The sequence below is a fragment of the Croceibacterium xixiisoli genome (assembly GCF_009827305.1).
Lineage (GTDB): Bacteria > Pseudomonadota > Alphaproteobacteria > Sphingomonadales > Sphingomonadaceae > Croceibacterium_C > Croceibacterium_C xixiisoli.
Genome location: NZ_WTYJ01000001.1, coordinates 811,616 through 829,076 on the forward strand (window position 1 = coordinate 811,616; position 17,461 = coordinate 829,076).

The 17,461-nt window shown below is 62.7% G+C and carries 11 protein-coding genes; 3 read left to right on the plus strand and 8 right to left on the minus strand.

What is annotated here, in order from left to right:
- Nucleotides 1-3: 3 nt before the first annotated feature.
- The 6 genes from GRI97_RS03890 to hsdR all read right to left on the minus strand — a co-directional run bounded on the left by GRI97_RS03890 (nucleotide 4) and on the right by hsdR (nucleotide 10,969).
- Nucleotides 4-912, minus strand: coding sequence for a hypothetical protein (locus tag GRI97_RS03890; RefSeq protein ID WP_161389794.1), 909 nt, complete (start codon nucleotides 910-912; stop codon nucleotides 4-6).
- Between the two features lie 121 nt (nucleotides 913-1,033).
- The gene (locus tag GRI97_RS03895) at nucleotides 1,034-3,826 is read right to left on the minus strand and encodes a M16 family metallopeptidase (protein ID WP_328598492.1); all 2,793 of its coding nucleotides are present in this window, start codon (nucleotides 3,824-3,826) and stop codon (nucleotides 1,034-1,036) included.
- A gap of 359 nt (nucleotides 3,827-4,185) precedes the next feature.
- The gene (locus GRI97_RS03900; RefSeq protein WP_161389796.1) at nucleotides 4,186-5,418 is read right to left on the minus strand and encodes a DUF3644 domain-containing protein; all 1,233 of its coding nucleotides are present in this window, start codon (nucleotides 5,416-5,418) and stop codon (nucleotides 4,186-4,188) included.
- Nucleotides 5,419-5,420: 2 nt separating this feature from the next.
- Nucleotides 5,421-7,052 (minus strand): restriction endonuclease subunit S, encoded by a 1,632-nt coding sequence (locus GRI97_RS03905; protein ID WP_161389797.1) that lies wholly within the window; start codon nucleotides 7,050-7,052, stop codon nucleotides 5,421-5,423.
- On the minus strand, nucleotides 7,049-8,506 hold the full coding sequence (locus tag GRI97_RS03910) for a type I restriction-modification system subunit M (RefSeq protein ID WP_161389798.1): 1,458 nt from the start codon (nucleotides 8,504-8,506) through the stop codon (nucleotides 7,049-7,051). The genes GRI97_RS03905 and GRI97_RS03910 overlap by 4 nt, the downstream gene beginning before the upstream one ends.
- 3 nt (nucleotides 8,507-8,509) lie before the next feature.
- Entirely contained in the window at nucleotides 8,510-10,969 is a 2,460-nt protein-coding gene (gene hsdR, locus GRI97_RS03915; protein WP_202392567.1) for an EcoAI/FtnUII family type I restriction enzme subunit R, read from the minus strand.
- A gap of 238 nt (nucleotides 10,970-11,207) precedes the next feature.
- Here hsdR and GRI97_RS18540 point away from each other — a divergent pair, with 238 nt between their 5' ends.
- Nucleotides 11,208-11,543, plus strand: a complete 336-nt coding sequence (locus tag GRI97_RS18540) for a hypothetical protein (RefSeq protein WP_235917597.1) — start codon at nucleotides 11,208-11,210, stop codon at nucleotides 11,541-11,543.
- A gap of 161 nt (nucleotides 11,544-11,704) precedes the next feature.
- Here GRI97_RS18540 and GRI97_RS03925 read toward each other — a convergent pair whose 3' ends face one another.
- Nucleotides 11,705-12,160 (minus strand): pyridoxamine 5'-phosphate oxidase family protein, encoded by a 456-nt coding sequence (locus GRI97_RS03925; RefSeq protein ID WP_161389799.1) that lies wholly within the window; start codon nucleotides 12,158-12,160, stop codon nucleotides 11,705-11,707.
- Between the two features lie 73 nt (nucleotides 12,161-12,233).
- Entirely contained in the window at nucleotides 12,234-12,953 is a 720-nt protein-coding gene (locus GRI97_RS03930) for an extensin-like domain-containing protein (RefSeq protein WP_161389800.1), read from the minus strand.
- 145 nt (nucleotides 12,954-13,098) lie between these two features.
- Between GRI97_RS03930 and GRI97_RS03935 the strand changes: the two genes are divergently transcribed.
- Together GRI97_RS03935 and clpB are read left to right on the plus strand one after the other, a co-directional pair.
- Nucleotides 13,099-14,724, plus strand: coding sequence for a leucyl aminopeptidase (locus GRI97_RS03935; protein ID WP_161389801.1), 1,626 nt, complete (start codon nucleotides 13,099-13,101; stop codon nucleotides 14,722-14,724).
- Nucleotides 14,725-14,808: 84 nt separating this feature from the next.
- Nucleotides 14,809-17,391, plus strand: coding sequence for an ATP-dependent chaperone ClpB (gene clpB / locus GRI97_RS03940; RefSeq protein ID WP_161389802.1), 2,583 nt, complete (start codon nucleotides 14,809-14,811; stop codon nucleotides 17,389-17,391).
- The last annotated feature ends 70 nt before the right edge of the window (nucleotides 17,392-17,461 follow it).

Below are 17,461 nucleotides of genomic sequence, written 5' to 3' on the forward strand. Positions count from 1 at the left end.
CTCCTACCCGCAGGCCCAGTCGAATTTCATGTCGCGGAAATCGAGCTGCGCATTGCCGCCGCCGAAATTGTAGCCGCCGAACGGTTCTTCGAATTCGATATAGAACGGGCTGAATTCGGGTACCGCCTGGATCGGCATCATCGTGCCGCCCAGATGGTTCGATCCATGATCCTTGCGCCAGGGCTGGTCGTGCCATTGCCCGTCTGCATCGGTGAAGAAGGGGGAGACATAGCCGTTTTCCGCCGGCTTGTTATCCCAGGTTTCCTGCGGCGCGATGCCGGCATTGGGATCTTCCGCGCGCGCGATCAGACGCAGCGGGCGGTGGATCAGGAAGGGATCCGGCGTGTCGTTGAAATCGCTGAGGCCGCTGAACCGCTCGAACGCGGCGGCGCTGCCTTGCGCGATCCATTCTGGCGGGGTGACATCGGCGTGGGCGGGATCGGCGATCGGTTCAGGCGGGCGGCACAGCGGGCCATCATACTCGGCGCGGGTCAGCAGGATCGCGGCATAGGCATAATCGAGGATGTCGCGCATGCGATGGGTGCGCGGGTGCACGGCACGGGCGCGGTTCCACCAGGGGTGCAGTGCGGCGTCGGCGGGTGGCGTGTCGCCCGGCTGTTCGATCAGCGCCGCAACGGCCGCGTTCCACGCATCCGCGCCGCCATCATTGCCATCGGCGGGTGTGGCGAAGAAGGACACAGCGGCGATATCAGGCCCGTGAACCCGGTAATCTTCGGGAAGCAGCAGGGTGAAGCCATGGACCAGCGGATAGCCGGTGACGGGGTCGAGCGGCCATTGTTCGGGCGTGATGCCCGGCGGCAGACCGAAGCACCAGCCATCCTCCGTCCGATCCGGGCCCAGTTCGGCATGGCCCGTGCGCCAGGGGCCGGTGTCGATGTCATAGGCTTGCACGTGCGATCTCTCCCATCAGTTGCGCCCTGACAGGCTAGCGCACGGCGCAAGGACCGCGCGGCTGGAGAGATGAACCGGGGGCGCTTCGGGGCAGTCTGAAATCTGCCCTTTCTGTCCGGCCTTACTGCTCCGCCGCGTTGCGGTATTCGATCGGCAGGTTCAGCGCGCCCAGCTGGCTGTCGATCTGCTTGCGGTCGCCCACCACCACGATCACCATGCCGCCGGGCTGCAGATATTCGGTGGCAGCAGCGTTGATCGCCTTGGCATCGATGCCGCGATAGATTTCCGGCAGGCGGCTGTAATAATCGTCGCTGCGGCCCACCTGCTGGTTGCGCAGCAGCGCGCCCAGCACTTGGCCATTGGTCTGGAAACTGTTGGGCAGGCCGCGGATATTGCCATCCGTCACCCGCTGCAATTCGCCCGCATCCACGCCCTTCTGTGCCGGGAAGGCGGCCATGGTATCCAGGATCAGCCGGATCGAATCCGCCGTCCGGTCAGACTGGACCGGCGTCATCACGGTGAAGCTGCGCGGCCCGGTCACACCGGAAAGGCTGCTGCGGATGCCATAGGTCCAGCCCTTGTCTTCGCGCAGATCCATGTTCAGCCGCGACAGGAAGCCGCTGCCGATGATCTCATTGGCCAGATCGAGCGGTTCGACATTCTGCTGCGTGCCCTGCAGCGGCAGCACGCGGCCCAGCACCAGCACGCTCTGCGGGCTGTTGGGCCGGTCGATCACCACCAGCCTGGTGGTGCCGGCTGGAATGGCGGCGGCCAGATCCTTGGTCGGGGCCGGGCTGGCGGGCGCGCGCCAGTCGCCGAAGGTCGCCTCCAGTGCGGGCAGCAGCTGATCCATGGTGACATCGCCAACCACGGTGAAGCGGGCATTGTCCGGCCGCAGCCAGCGATCATGCTCTGCGCGCAGCGCGGCGGGCGTCAGCGCGCTGACGACGGCGGCGGTGCCCGATGCGCCCACGCTGCCATAGGGGTGGTTCGGGCCATAGAGCAGCGGCGCAATCGCGCGCCCGGCAATGCCGGAGGGGTCGGCCTGTTCCTGCGAAATCTCGGCCAGCCGCTGATCCTTCAGCCGCGCCACCTCGTCCTCGGCAAAGGCCGGGTTGCGCGTGACATCGGCCATCAGCGCCAGCGAGGGGGTGAGATTGGCCACCAGCGCCGACAGCGATACGCTGCTGGAATCGGTGCCCGTTCCGGTGCCGAGCGAGGCGCCCAGCCGTTCTTGTTCTTCGGCAATCTGCACCGCGTCGCGCGTGGTGGTGCCTTCTTCCAGCGCCTCCATCATCAGCGACTGGGTGCCAGCACGAGCTGCGCCATCGGCGGCGGTGCCTGCATCGAAATTGAGCGCGATCGACACCTTGGGAATGGCCGTGCGGCGGGCCAGCGTGACCTGCATCCCATTGGAAAGGCGCGCATGTTCCACCGCCGGGAAGGCGAGCGTACCGACGGGCGCCACCTCCGGCGCGGTGCGCGGGGCACCGGTGCGGGTGACGGCCACGGGGGCCTTGGCATCGGGTGCCGGGGCGGGGGTGGTATCCTCATCGCCCCAGCCGCCCAGCTTGCCGCCGTCCAGCGTGCGGTCGCCCGGCACCACGGCCAGCGTATAGGACGGGCGGCTGAGCCAGCGTTGCAGCGCGCCCTGCACCTGCGTCGGGGTGAGCGAGGTCAGCTGCTGCAATTCATTGCGGTAATGCGCCGGATCGCCGGTGTAGATCAGCCCTTCGGCCAGGGTCGCGCCCTTGCCGCCGAAGCCGCCGACCTGTTCCAGCGCGCCGATCTGGCTGGAGACCAGCTGGGCAGAGGCGCGGGCGATTTCATCGGCGGTGGGGCCGTCCTTGATCAGCTGGTCGATCACCTCGCCCAGCCGCCGTTCGGCCAGCGCCTGATCCACGCCCGGCTTCACCTGCATCACCGCCTGCAGGAAACTGAGCTGCTCATGCTGTTGAGAAGACGCGGAAACCGCCACGGCCAGCTGCTCATCACGGACCAGCACATTGTCCAGGCGGGATGATGCGAGCCCGCCCAGGATATGCAGCCCCACGGCCAGCGGCACCGCATCGGGATCGGTCATGCCCGGCCCGGTCCAGTTCCGCTGCACCAGGGCGACGGGCACCTGATCGGTCACTTCCTGTCGCGCGCTGGCGGCCAGGGTGACGGGCGCGGCCTCCAGCCGTGCAATCTCCGGCCCGCGCGGGATGGCCCCGAACCAGCGTTCCACGATCGGGCGGGCGGTGGCGGCATCGATATCGCCGGCCAGCGCCAGCACCACATTGTTGGGCCCGTAATTGTCCGTAAACCATTGGCGGACATCGGAAAGGCTGGCCGCATCCAGATCGGCCATCGAACCGATGGTGGAATGGCGATAGGGGTGGCCAACCGGCAGCAGCCCATCGGCCACCAGATATTCGGACAGGCCATAGGGCTGGTTGTCGCCCTGCCGCTTTTCATTCTGGACGACCCCGCGCTGCTTATCCAGCTTGTCCTGCGTCACGGCGCCGAGCAGATAGCCCATGCGATCGCTTTCCATGAACAGCGCCAGATCCAGCGCGCCGGTGGGCACGGTTTCCACATAATTGGTGCGATCATACCAGGTGGAACCATTGGTGCTGGTGGAACCCGCTGATTCTAGGGGAATATCGAAATTCTCGACATTCTCCGAACCGCCGAACATCAGATGTTCGAACAGATGGGCAAAGCCGGTGCGCCCGCGCGGTTCATGCTTGGAACCGACCCGGTAATAGACGGTCACACCCACCACCGGGCTCTTGCGATCGGTATGGACGATGGTGGTCAGCCCATTGGGCAGGGTGAAGGTTTCGTAGGGAATATCGACCGCCGCAACCAGATCCGCCAGCGGCGCGGGGCGCGTTTCGGGCGCCACCTGCGAGGCCGCCGAAGCCACGCCTGGGCGCGCCCCACCTGCGCCTGAAGACGCCCCACCTGCGCCGGCACACGCGGCGAGCATCAAAGCGGAAAGCGGCAGGGCGGCGGCCCAGACGCGGCGGAGGGGCTGGCGACGAGATGGTTTCATGTGAGCGGATTAGCATGGCGTGGGGCGGTGGGCGAGGGGGTGGTGTTGTGAGAGTGGGCAAGAATTGACGGCAGGTTTGTTGCAGAATCCGGAACGTTAGCTCTAGGAATGCTTGTAAGGCAAAGTGGATGCTGTCTTTGGTGAGGCAAATGGCTGCTTGTAACCAGGATGGTTGCTCGCTCCAAACGTGGTGAATGTCCGGTTCCTCGGGAAGCTGCCGACCGGCTGAGTCAGAGCACATCACCAGCGGCAGCTTGAGCAGTCTTGTATCGCTCTGGATGCTGCTGACATTCCTCCCGCACGCGGTTCAGCCATGTGTCGTACCAACACCATTGATTGCCAACGGCAATAGCGCCGTAGCCCTTGGCTGGGTCTTTCGCGCCTAGACGCTTCCAGAGTTTGGTGTGGCTATCCATCGTGAAGGCATCAAAATCCTCGTCTTTCATGGCCTGCACAATGGCGGTGGGGAGGTATTTCCTTTTCTCGACCTCTTTCAGCGCCATATTGAATTTTTGGTCGACGTCTGATCCCGGCGGCACGATCTCCACAGCAAGATCAGCGCCAGGCGCACGGTTGGCGGTCTTGTGAACCATGAAAATCCGGAAGGCGAACCGAGGGTCGGCCTGCTGCTCCGGTGTCAACTTCTGTTCGAAATTGTCCATGGTGGTTTCGACATGACGCGGCAGCGTGCCGGCCTTTTTCAGGATCGCGCGCTGATCCGGGCTGAAAGTCACGAATTGCAGTGCGATGGGCAGGCGACGTTCAAGCGCGTATTGCGCACCGAACATACTCTTTATGGAGTCGTTGAAGTTGATGCAGCAGGCTTGCAGCTTTGCGCTCAGCGCATCGTCAATGCGGCTCGTAGAGCGATGTTCGATCTCGTGCCGGATTTCCAGCAGCAGGTTCAGATTGTCCTTTGCTCCTTGCTCGATCGGAGAGCGGGCGTGTTTCAGGCACTGCCCCAGTTCCCAATATTTCTCCGCGCCGCTCGGCGTTTTCACGACGACCTTTTCGCCATTCACGTTCTTGGTGTGACGATAGTCGATCCCTTCTCGCTTGAACCAAGCGTGCATGAGGTAGGTCCATGCGATCACGGCAGTGACGATGAACAGTTCGGCTCGGAAAGTCAGGCCCGCGCTGTTGAATGTGTGGACGGCACTGATCATCGCTTCCCGCGCCTTGATTAGCAATTCGTCACCGCGAAGGCTGAGGCCTGTTTCCGGGTCCACTTCCGGCCACGATGCGACGAAGGCTTCAAGCTCGTCGGCAGTCGCGGCCTTGATAGCCGCGTGCTTGGCATTGCTGCGGATTTCTCCGATTGCGCGATGATTGATCGAGCGCGTCGGTCGAGTGAAATAGGCGAGAATGTCTTGATCGTTCGGCCATCGCCCGTCCGACACCATGGCCTTGATGAGGGCTATTTCCCAACGCTCAAGTTTGTTGCCACGGCGGCGGACTGGCATGGTCAGGCAGGCTCCAAGGCGTTGTGCAGGACGGCTTCCAGCAAGCGGGAGCGGGTTTGTTCGCCCGTGGCGAGGCTGGCTTCGAGCCCATCGCACACGGCCATCAACTCATCGACCTTGACGACGATGCGGTGCTGTTCGGCAAGCGGGGGCAGCGGAACAAGATAGCGCTTAACGTTGCTTGATGAGAGGTTCGGCTGCGCAGTGCCGTTGTCAAAGCGTCGCAGCTGCTTACGTCCAAACGGTGAAATCAAATAGAAATAGACGAACCGTCGATCAACGGATCGTCCCGGCCGGATTATCATGAGGGACGAAGCAATCGCACCCCTATCGAACGGTTCTATGAATGCGGTCTTCCCAAACGTGGCGCCGCGCAGGCAGTATACGAGATCGCCAGGAATGATCTTGCCGCCACCGAGAGAGGTAAATTTCTTCTCTGTGATGTAGTGCATGCTGGCTGGCGAAAGCGTTCCATCCGGTTGGATATGCCCAGTGTTGATCCACGGAACACCGGATGACACGTAATCGGATCGATTGGGGTATTTGCTGCTTCGATCGCCGTTTTCGAAAGTGGCTACGTCCGAAAACTCAGCCCATCGCCATGATGTGGGCAAATCAAAAGGAGCTTTCGCCTCGGCATTGACACTGCGGATTTCAATTGGGCTTTCGCTAGGGTCCTGCTCGACCAGTTTGCCGCGCACGGCGAGGTTGAGGATGGTTTGGCGCAGTTGCTTGATCTGGTCGGGGCGGGTGGTGAGTGTGGGGAGGTTGGCCAGCGCGAAGCGGACGTCTTGTCCAAAGGCTTCGGGATCGGGGGCGTTGAGTTTGGCCAAGGTGGACAGGGTGAATGTGTCACGCGCCGCCTCGCGCTCTGCCCGCGCCGCCTCAAGCTGATCGCACAGGGCCATCAACTCATCGACCTTGGCGACGATGCGGTGCTGTTCGGCAAGTGGTGGCAGCGGAAACGGAAGGACCGCGAAATCGGCATCGTTGATGGCAGGATATGCCTGACCGCGTTGCGTTGCCTCCACACATTCGATCATGAATGGGGTGCGAAGAACGATCCAAATGTAGCGCGGCAGCACCATCCCATAGCCGTTCAAGATTGCGAAAGCCGTGCTTGCGATGGGGGCAGGATCAAAGTCCTGTTCGATCACCGCCACGTTCAGAAGGTAGGGCCTGACGCATGAATAGATGACGTCGCCCTTTTGCGTGATCTTTCGTGCCCGACTTGGCGCGTCAGCCGATGCAATAACCTTTGGCTTTGCAACGACGCCAGCCTCTTTGTTGATCGCGGTGACATCAATGTAGGTGAACGGCGCGCCCGGTATGGCTTGACCCCGGTCGCTGGTGATTTCACGAATGGGCACCCACGCCCAGTTGAAGGGAAGGTCAAACAAAGGGTCGTCAACGGCTGGAAGTGGCTTAGGTTTTCTGATTTCTCCAGCCTTCACCAACCGCGACCTCTCAGCCGCAATTCGCTTCAATAATTCCGACGCCGGTTCATCCCGGGCATCTTGGTCCACCAGCTTGCCACGCACGGCCAAGTCCAGAACGAACTGGCGCAAACGGGCAAAGGCATTGGGCGCGTCGGCAATACGCGCATAATGTTCCAGCAATAGGGCAGCGTTCATCGGGCCAGCGCCTCGGCCAGAATGGCTTGCAGTTGCGCGCGCAGGTCTGCCGCCTTGGCTTCGACCTGATCCAGCTTTGCCAGCAACTCCGTCGGATCGCCGTGATCGGCTTCCTCGCTATGCGGGTTCTTGAAATCGAGATTGTAGCCGCGCGACTTCACCTTGTCGGCGCTGACCTTCCATGCCTGTGGCCCTTCTTCACGGCCCTCGCGCTCAGGTCCGCCCCACCATGCCACGCAAGAGGCGAAATGCTCCTTCCGGATTGGCTTGGTCATCGAATAGGCTTTCTGCCCTGCTGGCACCTGATGTTCGTAGAACCAGATGTCCTTGGTCGGCTCGCCCTTCTCGAAAAACAGCAGGTTGGTGCCGATCGAGGCGTAGGGCTTGAACACCGAGTTGGGCAGGCGAACGATCGTGTGGAGGTTGCACTCTTCGAGCAGCGCCTCCTTCAGCCGGGTTTTTACGCCTTCGCCGAACAGGCTGCCATCAGGCAAGACGATAGCGGCCACGCCGCCCTTACGCAGCAAACGGATGAACAGGGCCAGGAATAGGTCCGCCGTCTCGCGCGTGCGGAAATGCTGGGGGAAGTTGCTTTCGATGCCGTCTTCTTCCTTGCCGCCGAAGGGCGGGTTGGTGAGGATTACATCGACGCGGTCCTTCTGCTCCCACGATATGTAGGGTCGGGCCAGCGTGTTGTCGTGCCGCACGAAACTTGGGTCTTCTACGCCATGGAGCAGCATGTTGGTGACGCAGAGCATGTGTGGGAGCGGCTTCTTTTCCACCGCGCGCAGCGATTGCTGCATCAGCGCCTCGTCCTCGGGCCGCTTCACGTAGCGGTCGCGCATGTGCTTCATCGCGCAGGTCAGGAAGCCGCCGGTGCCACAGGAAGGGTCGAAGATGATCTCGCCCGGCTTCGGGTCAATGCGGTCCACCATGAAGGCTGTGACGGCGCGGGGGGTATAGTATTCACCCGCGTTGCCGGCGGATTGCAGGTCGTTGAGAAGCCGCTCGTAAACGTCGCCGAAGTGCTGGCGCTCGGACAGATTATTGAAGTCGATGTCGTTGATCTTGTTGACCACCTGCCGGAGAAGCTGGCCGGATTTCATGTAGTTGTAGGCATCCTCGAACACGTCGCGCACCACGCGGCGGCGGTCTCCGGGGTGGCCGGTGGGCTTGAGGCCCTTCATCGCCGGGAACAGTTCCTCGTTGATGAAGGCGAGCAGCGCCTCGCCAGTCAGGCCTTCGGGATCGGCCGCCCAATTGCGCCACTGGAACTGGTCGGGAACCGGCGACTGATAGCCGTCGCGCATCAATTCCAATTCCTGATCCTGATCGTCGATGATTTTCAGGAAGAAAAGCCAGCAGAGCTGGCTGATACGCTGGGCGTCACCATCGACGCCGCTGTCCTTGCGCATAATGTCTTGAATGGATTTGACGAGAGTGCGAACCGACATTGATTAAGCAACTTCCTGATAAAGTTCGTTTTGTAAGGCGTGGACGGCATCTTCAAAGCCGGCTTTGCCCCCGAAAGCCTTGATGAGTTGGACCGGGGTGCCGAGCGTGTTCAGCGGCGGGATGCGCAGGACGTTGGTATCGTCAAGATTAAGCACCCCCTCGTCGGCATACTTGTCGAGCAGGGCGCGCAACACGGCGCGGGCCTGCTCGCCATATTTGGCGAAAACATCGCGTTTCTGCACATTCTCCGCTCGCTCGCGCCGGGTCAGCGGCTTGCGATCAAAGGCGATGTGGCAAATTAGATCGAACGGATCGAGGTCTTTGCCGAGTTCATCTGCGATGACATCGAGCGCGAGGCCTTCCGCTGATATTTCATCGACCAGCGCCTGTTTGCGTTCGGCACCATTCCACCGGGTAAGGAATTCATCCAGGCTAGAAAAGTGCTTACGCAGCGCCTTTTTGGTGAAGTCACGCAGGCTTTCGGTAACGAGCCTGCCACTCTCATCAAGATATTCGACCCGCTCGGCTACGATTTGCACGGTCACGCCATCGACATAGACCTTGCCGTTCTTGTCGTCGCCATCCGTGATTGTGATGTCAGGATTATAGCCACCGTCGATGATAGTTTCGCCATCGCCTGGGACAACGGGATTGTCGGTGTCGTCGTCGCTCGAAAGAGCAGCATCATCAGGGGGTGTGACAGGATCGTCTTCTCCCGGCTCATATATCTGTTCAGGTTTGCCATCAAAATCAGGGTCGGCGAAGTGGTTTGTCGCGCCGCGAAAGTCCATGAGAGTGAAGAAGAACTTGCGGGTGTCTTCATGCACTCTAGTGCCGCGCCCCACGATCTGCTTGAACTCGGTCATGGAGCCGACATCGCGGTCTAGCACGATCAGGCGGCAAGTCTGGGCGTCAACGCCGGTGGACAGCAGCCGCGACGTTGTAACCAAGACTGGATAGCGACTTTCGGGGTCGATGAAGTTGCCCAATTGTGCCTGACCTTCGGGGTCGTTGCCGGTGATCCGCATGACATAACGAGAATTTTCGGCCACGAGGTCAGCATTTGCGTTGATCAACGCCTGCCGCATGCGTGCTGCATGTTCCTGATCGACGCAGAACACGATTGTCTTCTGGTAGCGGTCACCGCTTTCTTTCAGAAATTCGGTAACTTTGCGCGCGACCAATGCAGTGCGGTTATCCAGCACCAGCGACCGGTCAAAATCCCATGTATTGTAAACGCGATCCTTGACCTTGTTGCCTTGGCGATCAAGCTGCCCTACCTCTGGGCGATAACCTTGGATGTCACGATCCAAATGGATCTTGATGACCTTGTAAGGCGCAAGGAAGCCGTCGCGAATACCTTCCTTCAAGGTGTAGCTATAAACCGGTTCGCCGAAGTAGTGGATGTTGGACGCGTATTTGGTTTCCTTTGGCGTCGCCGTTAGGCCGATCTGAGTGGCTTCGGAGAAATGCTCAAGGATTTCGCGCCAAGCGCTGTCCTCGGCTGCGCTGCCTCGGTGGCACTCGTCGATAACGATGAGATCGAAGAAACTGGGCGAGAACTCCTTGAACAGTTTTTGCCGTTCCTCTGGACCCGTGATGGCCTGATACAGCCCAAGGTATATTTCGTAAGCGGTATCAACCCGCCGTTTCTTGTCCATGGCGATAGGCAGTTCGCCCCCTGTACCATCATCGCGTTCGATTGTTTTCGCATTGGTGGACAGCTTAGCCATGGCTGGTCCGAAAGGACGGAAGTCGTTGGCCATCGTCTGATCGACCAACACGTTGCGGTCGGCAAGAAAAAGGATGCGCTTCTTGTGCCCACCCTTCCATAAGCGCCAGATGATCTGGAACGCCGTGTAGGTCTTGCCGGTGCCAGTCGCCATAACCAGTAAAACCCGGTTCTGACCTGCGGCGATAGCTTCGAGCGCCGCGTTGACGGCACTCACCTGATAATAGCGCGGCTGCTTACCGCTACCATCATCATAATAGTCTTCGAGAACAATCTTTTCGCCTTCTGGCGTCAGTTCCTTCCACGCGGCGTATCGCTGCCATAACGCGTCTGGCGAGGGAAATGCATCTAGGGCTAATGAGATTTCGCGCGCATCGCTCATGCCCGTGCGGTCATGGAACACAAATCCGTCGCCATTTGATGTGAACACGAATGGGATGTCGAGGGTTTCGGCGTATTCCAACGCCTGCTGCATACCTGCGCCCATGGGCTGACTGTTGTCTTTGGCTTCAATCAACGCCAGTGGAATGTTCGGTTTGCAATAGAGCACATAGTCAGCCCGTTTGCCCTTGCCGCGGCTGACCATTTTGCCACGTACGATTATGCGGCCTTTCGTAAAGCTGACCTCTTCCCTGATTTGCAGCATTTCATCCCAGCCAGCTTTTTTCACAGCGGGCGTTATAAACTTCGTGCAAATATCGCGTTCGCTCAGCAATTTTTTGTTGATCATCGAGGCCCGTCCTGCATGAGCGGACACTAAATTGACGAGGGCTAAAGTACCAGACCCAGCCCGGATATTTCACAGCCTCGCGCGCGTGTCGGCTCTGCATGCCATTTCTTTCGAGACGCCAATTTGCATTATGAAGGTCGTGATATCTGCCTCTTTGCTGGTTCCACAAAAACCCCGGCACCTCTCGCGCCCTCACGCATTGCCCAAATGACACTCTTCAAAATCATGAGGTAACCATATGAGGGGCAGCAGAGAACGCGTGGCGGATGTCATCGCCGGGCAGAGTGGGCGGCAGCAGCGCAAGGCGTTTGTCCGATCGCTCAAGGAAACCGCCGTGCGCGCGGTTGTTACCGCCAGTGTGACCTTTGCCGTCGGGCTGGTGCTGAAGCGATTGTTCGAACAGTCGGTTTCGGAGGCGGCCAAGGAAGGCGCGAAGGATGGTGTGGATGAGCAGGTTGCAGAAGTGACCGGCGAAGCGACCGAGGGCGCGAGCGCGACGGACAATGCTCCGCTGCCGACCGGGGCGCGGGCTCAGCCGGGCGCGGGTGTCGAGGCGGATACTGCCAGCATCTAGGGCGATTTCCTGGCAGGTGGGGTCATCTGCTGTTTCGGAAATCTTGGAAAACAGAATGAAACAGAGCGGCGATCCGATGCAATCGGGTCGCCGCTCTGTTTTGCGGGATTGGCTGCGGCGGGGGCCGGGCCTGTTGGTCCGGCCGCCCGCCTGATGGGCGATCAGGCCTGGGTTTTGGTCGGGCTCAGGTCGATTTCGCCCTCATCCTCGCCATCCCAGTAATGCACGCGGTTGCCGTGGACCTTGATCAGCACCAGGCCCGGGGTGTCGATGCCGTCCGGCCACCAGCGTTCCAGGCCCTTGGTCCAATGTTCGGCGAACAGGCTCTTGTCGCGGATCAGTGCGGCTTCGCCTTCCACGGCCAGGAAGAAGGGCCGCTGGCCCAGAATGCCGGAGCTGCCCTGATAGCTGAGGTTGACCTTGGGATCGGCGGCAATGTCATCCACCATCAGCGCGGTGTCGTCGGTGAAGAACCAGGCGTCGCCGTCATAGTCGACCTCCCGATTGTTGCTCATCGGCCGCGATCCGATGGCGCCGCCTTTGGTGTGGGTGGCAAGCATCGCGAAATCGATGTCCTTCATCTTCTTCGCGAGATCTTCGATCGTTCTGGTGGTCATGTGCGGTCCTTTGCTTCAGTCCAAACCCGCTCAGCAACGCGCGAGACGCGTGATCGGGCATGAGGAATTCCGCTCACCGGCACACTCCGCCGAAACCGCGCTCGGCCTGGTCCAGGTGGAAGTGATCGCGGTGGGCGGCGTTGTATTCGGGGGAGAGGACGGTGCCGAAGGCGCGGCAGGCTTCGTCTCTGGCCTGGCGGAGGAAGATGCCCTTTTCGCTGCCGTCTTCCCAGTCTCTCAGCACGCTGATGCGGCGGCCGTCTTCCAGGACGAAGGCGGCAATGTCGATGGCGTTGCCGGTGGCGTGTTCGCTCCAGCGGCCGGTCTGCCCGCCACCGATCCGGCGGCAGTTGTAGGCGCCCAGATGCTCGATGGTTGCGATCTCCGATCCCAGCAGCTGGCGGGCGGCGGGTTGCAGGCCGTGTTGCAGCCACAGCTGATATCCGGCGGCGACGGCGCAGGTGGTGGCCGGGGAATTGGGGTAGAGGGCAGCGCTGTCCTCTGCGGGGTCCAGTACCGTGCGGGCGCTGCGGCGGCATTCTCCCTCCCCCGCGTCAGGCAGAGCGGTGAAGGCGATGCCGCTGCGTTCCAGCGTCGCCTGGCATGCCGCCGGGTCCGACTTTATCGCCGCCAGCTTGCTGGCCGTGGCCATGCCGGGCGGATCGCGCAGGTCTAAGGGGGCCCAGGGGCTGTGCTGCGGATGCTGTTTCAGCCAGTTGTTGCCGGCAAACAGCCCCGCCGCCAGCAGACCCAGGACAATGATCGTTCCCCAAGGGAGGCGGATGAAGCGCATGGCTGTTTCAGCGGCTCAGCCGCGCGATCGTTCCAGCGGATGCAGCGAAGTTTGGCTGGCGGCGGGATGCGAGCGGGCCCTTGCCATCCCCCGGTTTCGGCCCGAATGTGCGGCGCTGTTTCCATCTCTTTCTTCAGGAGCCCCCATGCTTCATTCGCTCATGTCTGGCGTGACCCCCGGCAAGTGTTCGCTGGTGGCGGGGTTGCTGGTTTCCGTGGCCCTGTGCGGCGCGCTGCCCGGGGTGGCGCGGGCGCAGAGTGGGGCGCAGGATCAGGCGATGGCCGGATCCGGGGTTGAGCCGGGCAGTGCGCCCAATTCGCCTGAGCGACCGGTCGGCTTTGCCGCCAGCGCGCCGGCCGATGGCGTGCTGGTGGTGCTGGCGTCCTCTGCCGAATTGCCTGCGGCCCTGCCGCTGAGCGCGGCCGAGCGGGCGGCGCTGGTGGCGGCGATTGCGGGAGAGAAATTCACCGGCGCGGCCAATGCCGTGCTGTCGCTGCGCGGGATCGGCACGCGGCCGCGCCTGATGCTGGTGGGGACGGGCGAGAACCCGGCGCCGCTGGCCTGGAGCGAGGCGGCGGGCAAGGCGGCGCAGCTGCTGGCTGGCGAGGATGCCGGGGTGGCGATCATCGGGGCCGGATCGGCAGAGGCGGCGGCGGAGGTCGCGCTGGGTTATCGGCTGGGGCAGTACCGGTTCGATCGCTATCGCCCGGCGCCCGATACGCCCGTGCCGACGCAGGCCGTGGCGGTGGTGGTGGCCGATGCGGGCGCGGCGCAGGCGGCCTATGAGGCGCGGCAGGCGGGCGTGGCGGAGGGGGTGCGCTTTGCCCGCGATCTGATCAATGAACCGGCCAGCGTGATCCACCCTGACAGCTTCGTCGCGCGCACGCGGGCGGCCTTTGCCGGGCTGCCGAATGTGGAGATCGAGGTGCTGGACGAGGCGGCCATGCGGCGGCTGGGCATGGGCGCGCTGGTGGGCGTGGGGCAGGGCAGCCCGCGCGGATCGCGGCTGATGCTGGTGACATACAGGGGCGCGGCGGGCGCTCCGCTGGCGCTGGTGGGCAAGGGCATCACTTTCGACAGCGGCGGGCTGTCGATCAAGGGCGGTTCGGGCATGGAGGAGATGAAGGCCGACATGTCCGGCGCGGCGGCGGTGATGGGCGCGGTGCTGTCCCTCGCGAAAACGCGGGCGCCCGTGCATGCGGTGGCCGTGGCCGCGCTGGCGGAAAACATGCCGGACGGCAATGCGCAGCGGCCCGGCGATGTGGTGCGCACTTTCAGCGGCAAGACGATCGAGATTATCAACACCGATGCCGAAGGGCGGCTGGTGCTGGCCGATGCGGTGGAATATGTCGCCGCGCGCCGCAGCCCCTTCGCCATTGTCGATATCGCCACGCTGACCGGATCGGCGGTGAGCGCGCTGGGGCCGCAATATGCCGGGCTGTTCGCGCGGGAGGATGATGTGGCGCAGCGGGTGACGGCGCTGGCCGCGCAGGTGGGGGAACCGGTGTGGCGCCTGCCGCTGCACCCGCGCTATGCCGATGCGGTCAAATCGGACATCGCGCTGGTGAAGAATTCGGGCAACAGCCCGGCCCCCGGGGCGAGCGCGGGCGCGCATTTTATCGAGGCCTTTATCGCGCCGGACATGCCCTGGGCCCATATCGACATGGCGCCGACCATGTGGGCCGACAGTGCCGGGCCGCTGACGCCCAAGGGCGCGACCGGCTATGGCGTGCGGCTGCTGGATGCGCTTGCGCGCGAATGGCGGCCTTGAGGCGCTGGCGAAGATTCTGCTGCTGGCCTCTTGTGTTGCCCTTTGGTCACACCATGTAATTCCCGACCAGAGTGAGGGATCATCATGAATCTCGAAAAATTTACCGATCGCGCCAAGGGCTTCCTGCAGTCGGCGCAAACCGTGGCCATCCGCATGAACCATCAGCGGATCGGCGCCGAACATCTGTTGAAGGCGTTGCTGGAAGATCCCGAGGGCATGGCCGCCGGGCTGATCCAGCGCGCCGGGGGCAATCCCAAAGTGGCCGTCGATGCGGTGGATGCGGCGCTGGGCAAGCTGCCGGCGGTTTCCGGATCGGGCGCGCAGGCGACGCCGGGGCTCGACAATGATGCCGTGCGGGTGCTCGATTCCGCCGAACAGATCGCGCAGAAGGCCGGCGACAGCTATGTCACGGTGGAGCGCGTGCTGCAGGCGCTGAGCCTGGCGAAGACTACGGCGGCCGGGCAGGCGCTGCAGGCCGCCAGACTGACGCCGGAAGCGCTGAACAGCGCGATCAACGATCTGCGCGGCGGGCGCAACGCCGATTCCGCCAATGCCGAAGGCGCCTATGACGCGATGAAGAAATTCGCCCGCGACCTGACCGAAGCGGCACGGGCGGGCAGACTGGACCCGGTGATCGGGCGCGACGAGGAAATTCGCCGCACGATCCAGATCCTGGCGCGGCGGACCAAGAACAATCCTGTGCTGATCGGCGAACCCGGCGTGGGCAAGACCGCCATTGCCGAGGGGCTGGCGCTGCGCATTGCCAATGGCGATGTGCCCGACAGCCTGAAAGACCGGCAGCTGATGTCGCTCGACATGGGCGCGCTGATCGCCGGCGCGAAATATCGCGGCGAGTTCGAGGAACGGCTGAAATCCGTGCTGGACGAGGTGAAGGGCGCCGATGGCCACATCATCCTGTTCATCGACGAGATGCACACGCTGATCGGGGCCGGCGCATCCGAAGGTTCGATGGATGCCGGCAATCTGCTGAAGCCGGCGCTGGCGCGGGGTGAACTGCATTGCATCGGCGCGACCACGCTGGATGAATATCAGAAATATGTCGAAAAGGATGCGGCGCTGCAGCGGCGGTTCCAGCCCGTGTTCGTGGGCGAACCGACGGTGGAGGATTCAATCAGCATCCTGCGCGGGCTGAAGGATCGGTATGAGCTGCACCATGGCGTGCGCATCACCGATGGCGCGATCGTGGCGGCGGCGACGCTGTCCAATCGCTACATCGCCGACCGTTTCCTGCCTGACAAGGCAATCGACCTGATGGATGAGGCGGCGAGCCGGATCCGGATGGAGGTGGAATCCAAGCCCGAGGAAATCGAGGGGTTGGACCGGCGGATCATCCAGCTCAAGATCGAGGAATCGGCGCTGTCGCGCGAAAGCGACAGTGCGTCGAAGGACCGGCTGACCACGCTGCGCGCCGAACTGGCCAATCTGGAACAGCAATCGGCCGAACTGACCACCCGCTGGCAGAACGAACGCGACAAGATCCATGCCGAGGCGCGGATCAAGGAGCAGCTGGACGCCGCGCGGATCGAGCTGGAGCAGGCACAGCGGGAAGGCGATCTGGCCCGCGCGGGCGAGCTTTCCTATGGCCGGATCCCGCAGCTGGAAAAGCAGCTGGGCGAGGCGCAGGGCCAGACCGAAAACGCGCTGCTGCGCGAAGAGGTGACCGAGGATGACATCGCCAGCGTCGTCAGCCGCTGGACCGGCGTGCCGGTGGACCGGATGATGCAGGGCGAGCGGGAAAAGCTGCTCCGGATGGAGCAGGTGATCGGCGAGCGGGTGATCGGGCAGAAGGATGCCGTGGCCGCCGTGTCGCGCGCGGTGCGCCGGGCGCGGGCCGGGCTGCAGGATCCGAACCGGCCGCTCGGCAGCTTCCTGTTCCTGGGCCCCACGGGCGTGGGCAAGACCGAGCTGACCAAGGCGCTGGCCGGGTTCCTGTTCGATGACGACAGCGCCATGGTGCGGATCGACATGAGCGAGTTCATGGAAAAGCACGCCGTGGCGCGGCTGATCGGCGCGCCGCCGGGCTATGTCGGTTATGAGGAAGGCGGCGTGCTGACCGAAGCGGTGCGGCGGCGGCCCTATCAGGTCGTGCTGTTCGACGAGGTCGAGAAGGCGCATCCCGATGTGTTCAACGTGTTGCTGCAGGTGCTGGACGACGGCCGGCTGACCGATGGCCAGGGCCGGGTGGTGGATTTTTCCAACACGCTGATCATCCTGACCAGCAATCTGGGCAGCCAGTATCTGGCGGGGCTGGACGAAGGGCAGGATGTCGACAGCGTGGAACCGCAGGTGATGGAGGTGGTGCGATCGCACTTCCGCCCCGAATTCCTGAACCGGCTGGACGAGATCATCCTGTTCCACCGTTTGGGCCAGGCGGATATGGCGCCGATCGTCGATATCCAGATCGGTCGGGTGCAGAAACTGCTGAAGGATCGCAAGATCACGCTGGACCTGACCGACGCCGCGCGGCGCTGGCTGGGGCGTGTGGGCTACGATCCCGTCTATGGCGCCCGCCCGCTGAAACGCGCGGTACAGCGCTATCTGCAGGATCCGCTGGCCGAGGAAATCCTCAAGGGAGATATCCGCGATGGCACCACGGTGCATGTGGATGAGGGCGATGGCGCGCTGCAGTTGAAGCCGGGCAGCTGACGCTGGAATGATCTGAGCGCTGGAGACAAAGAAAAGGGGGCCGGAGATGGTGATCTCCGGCCCCCTTTTT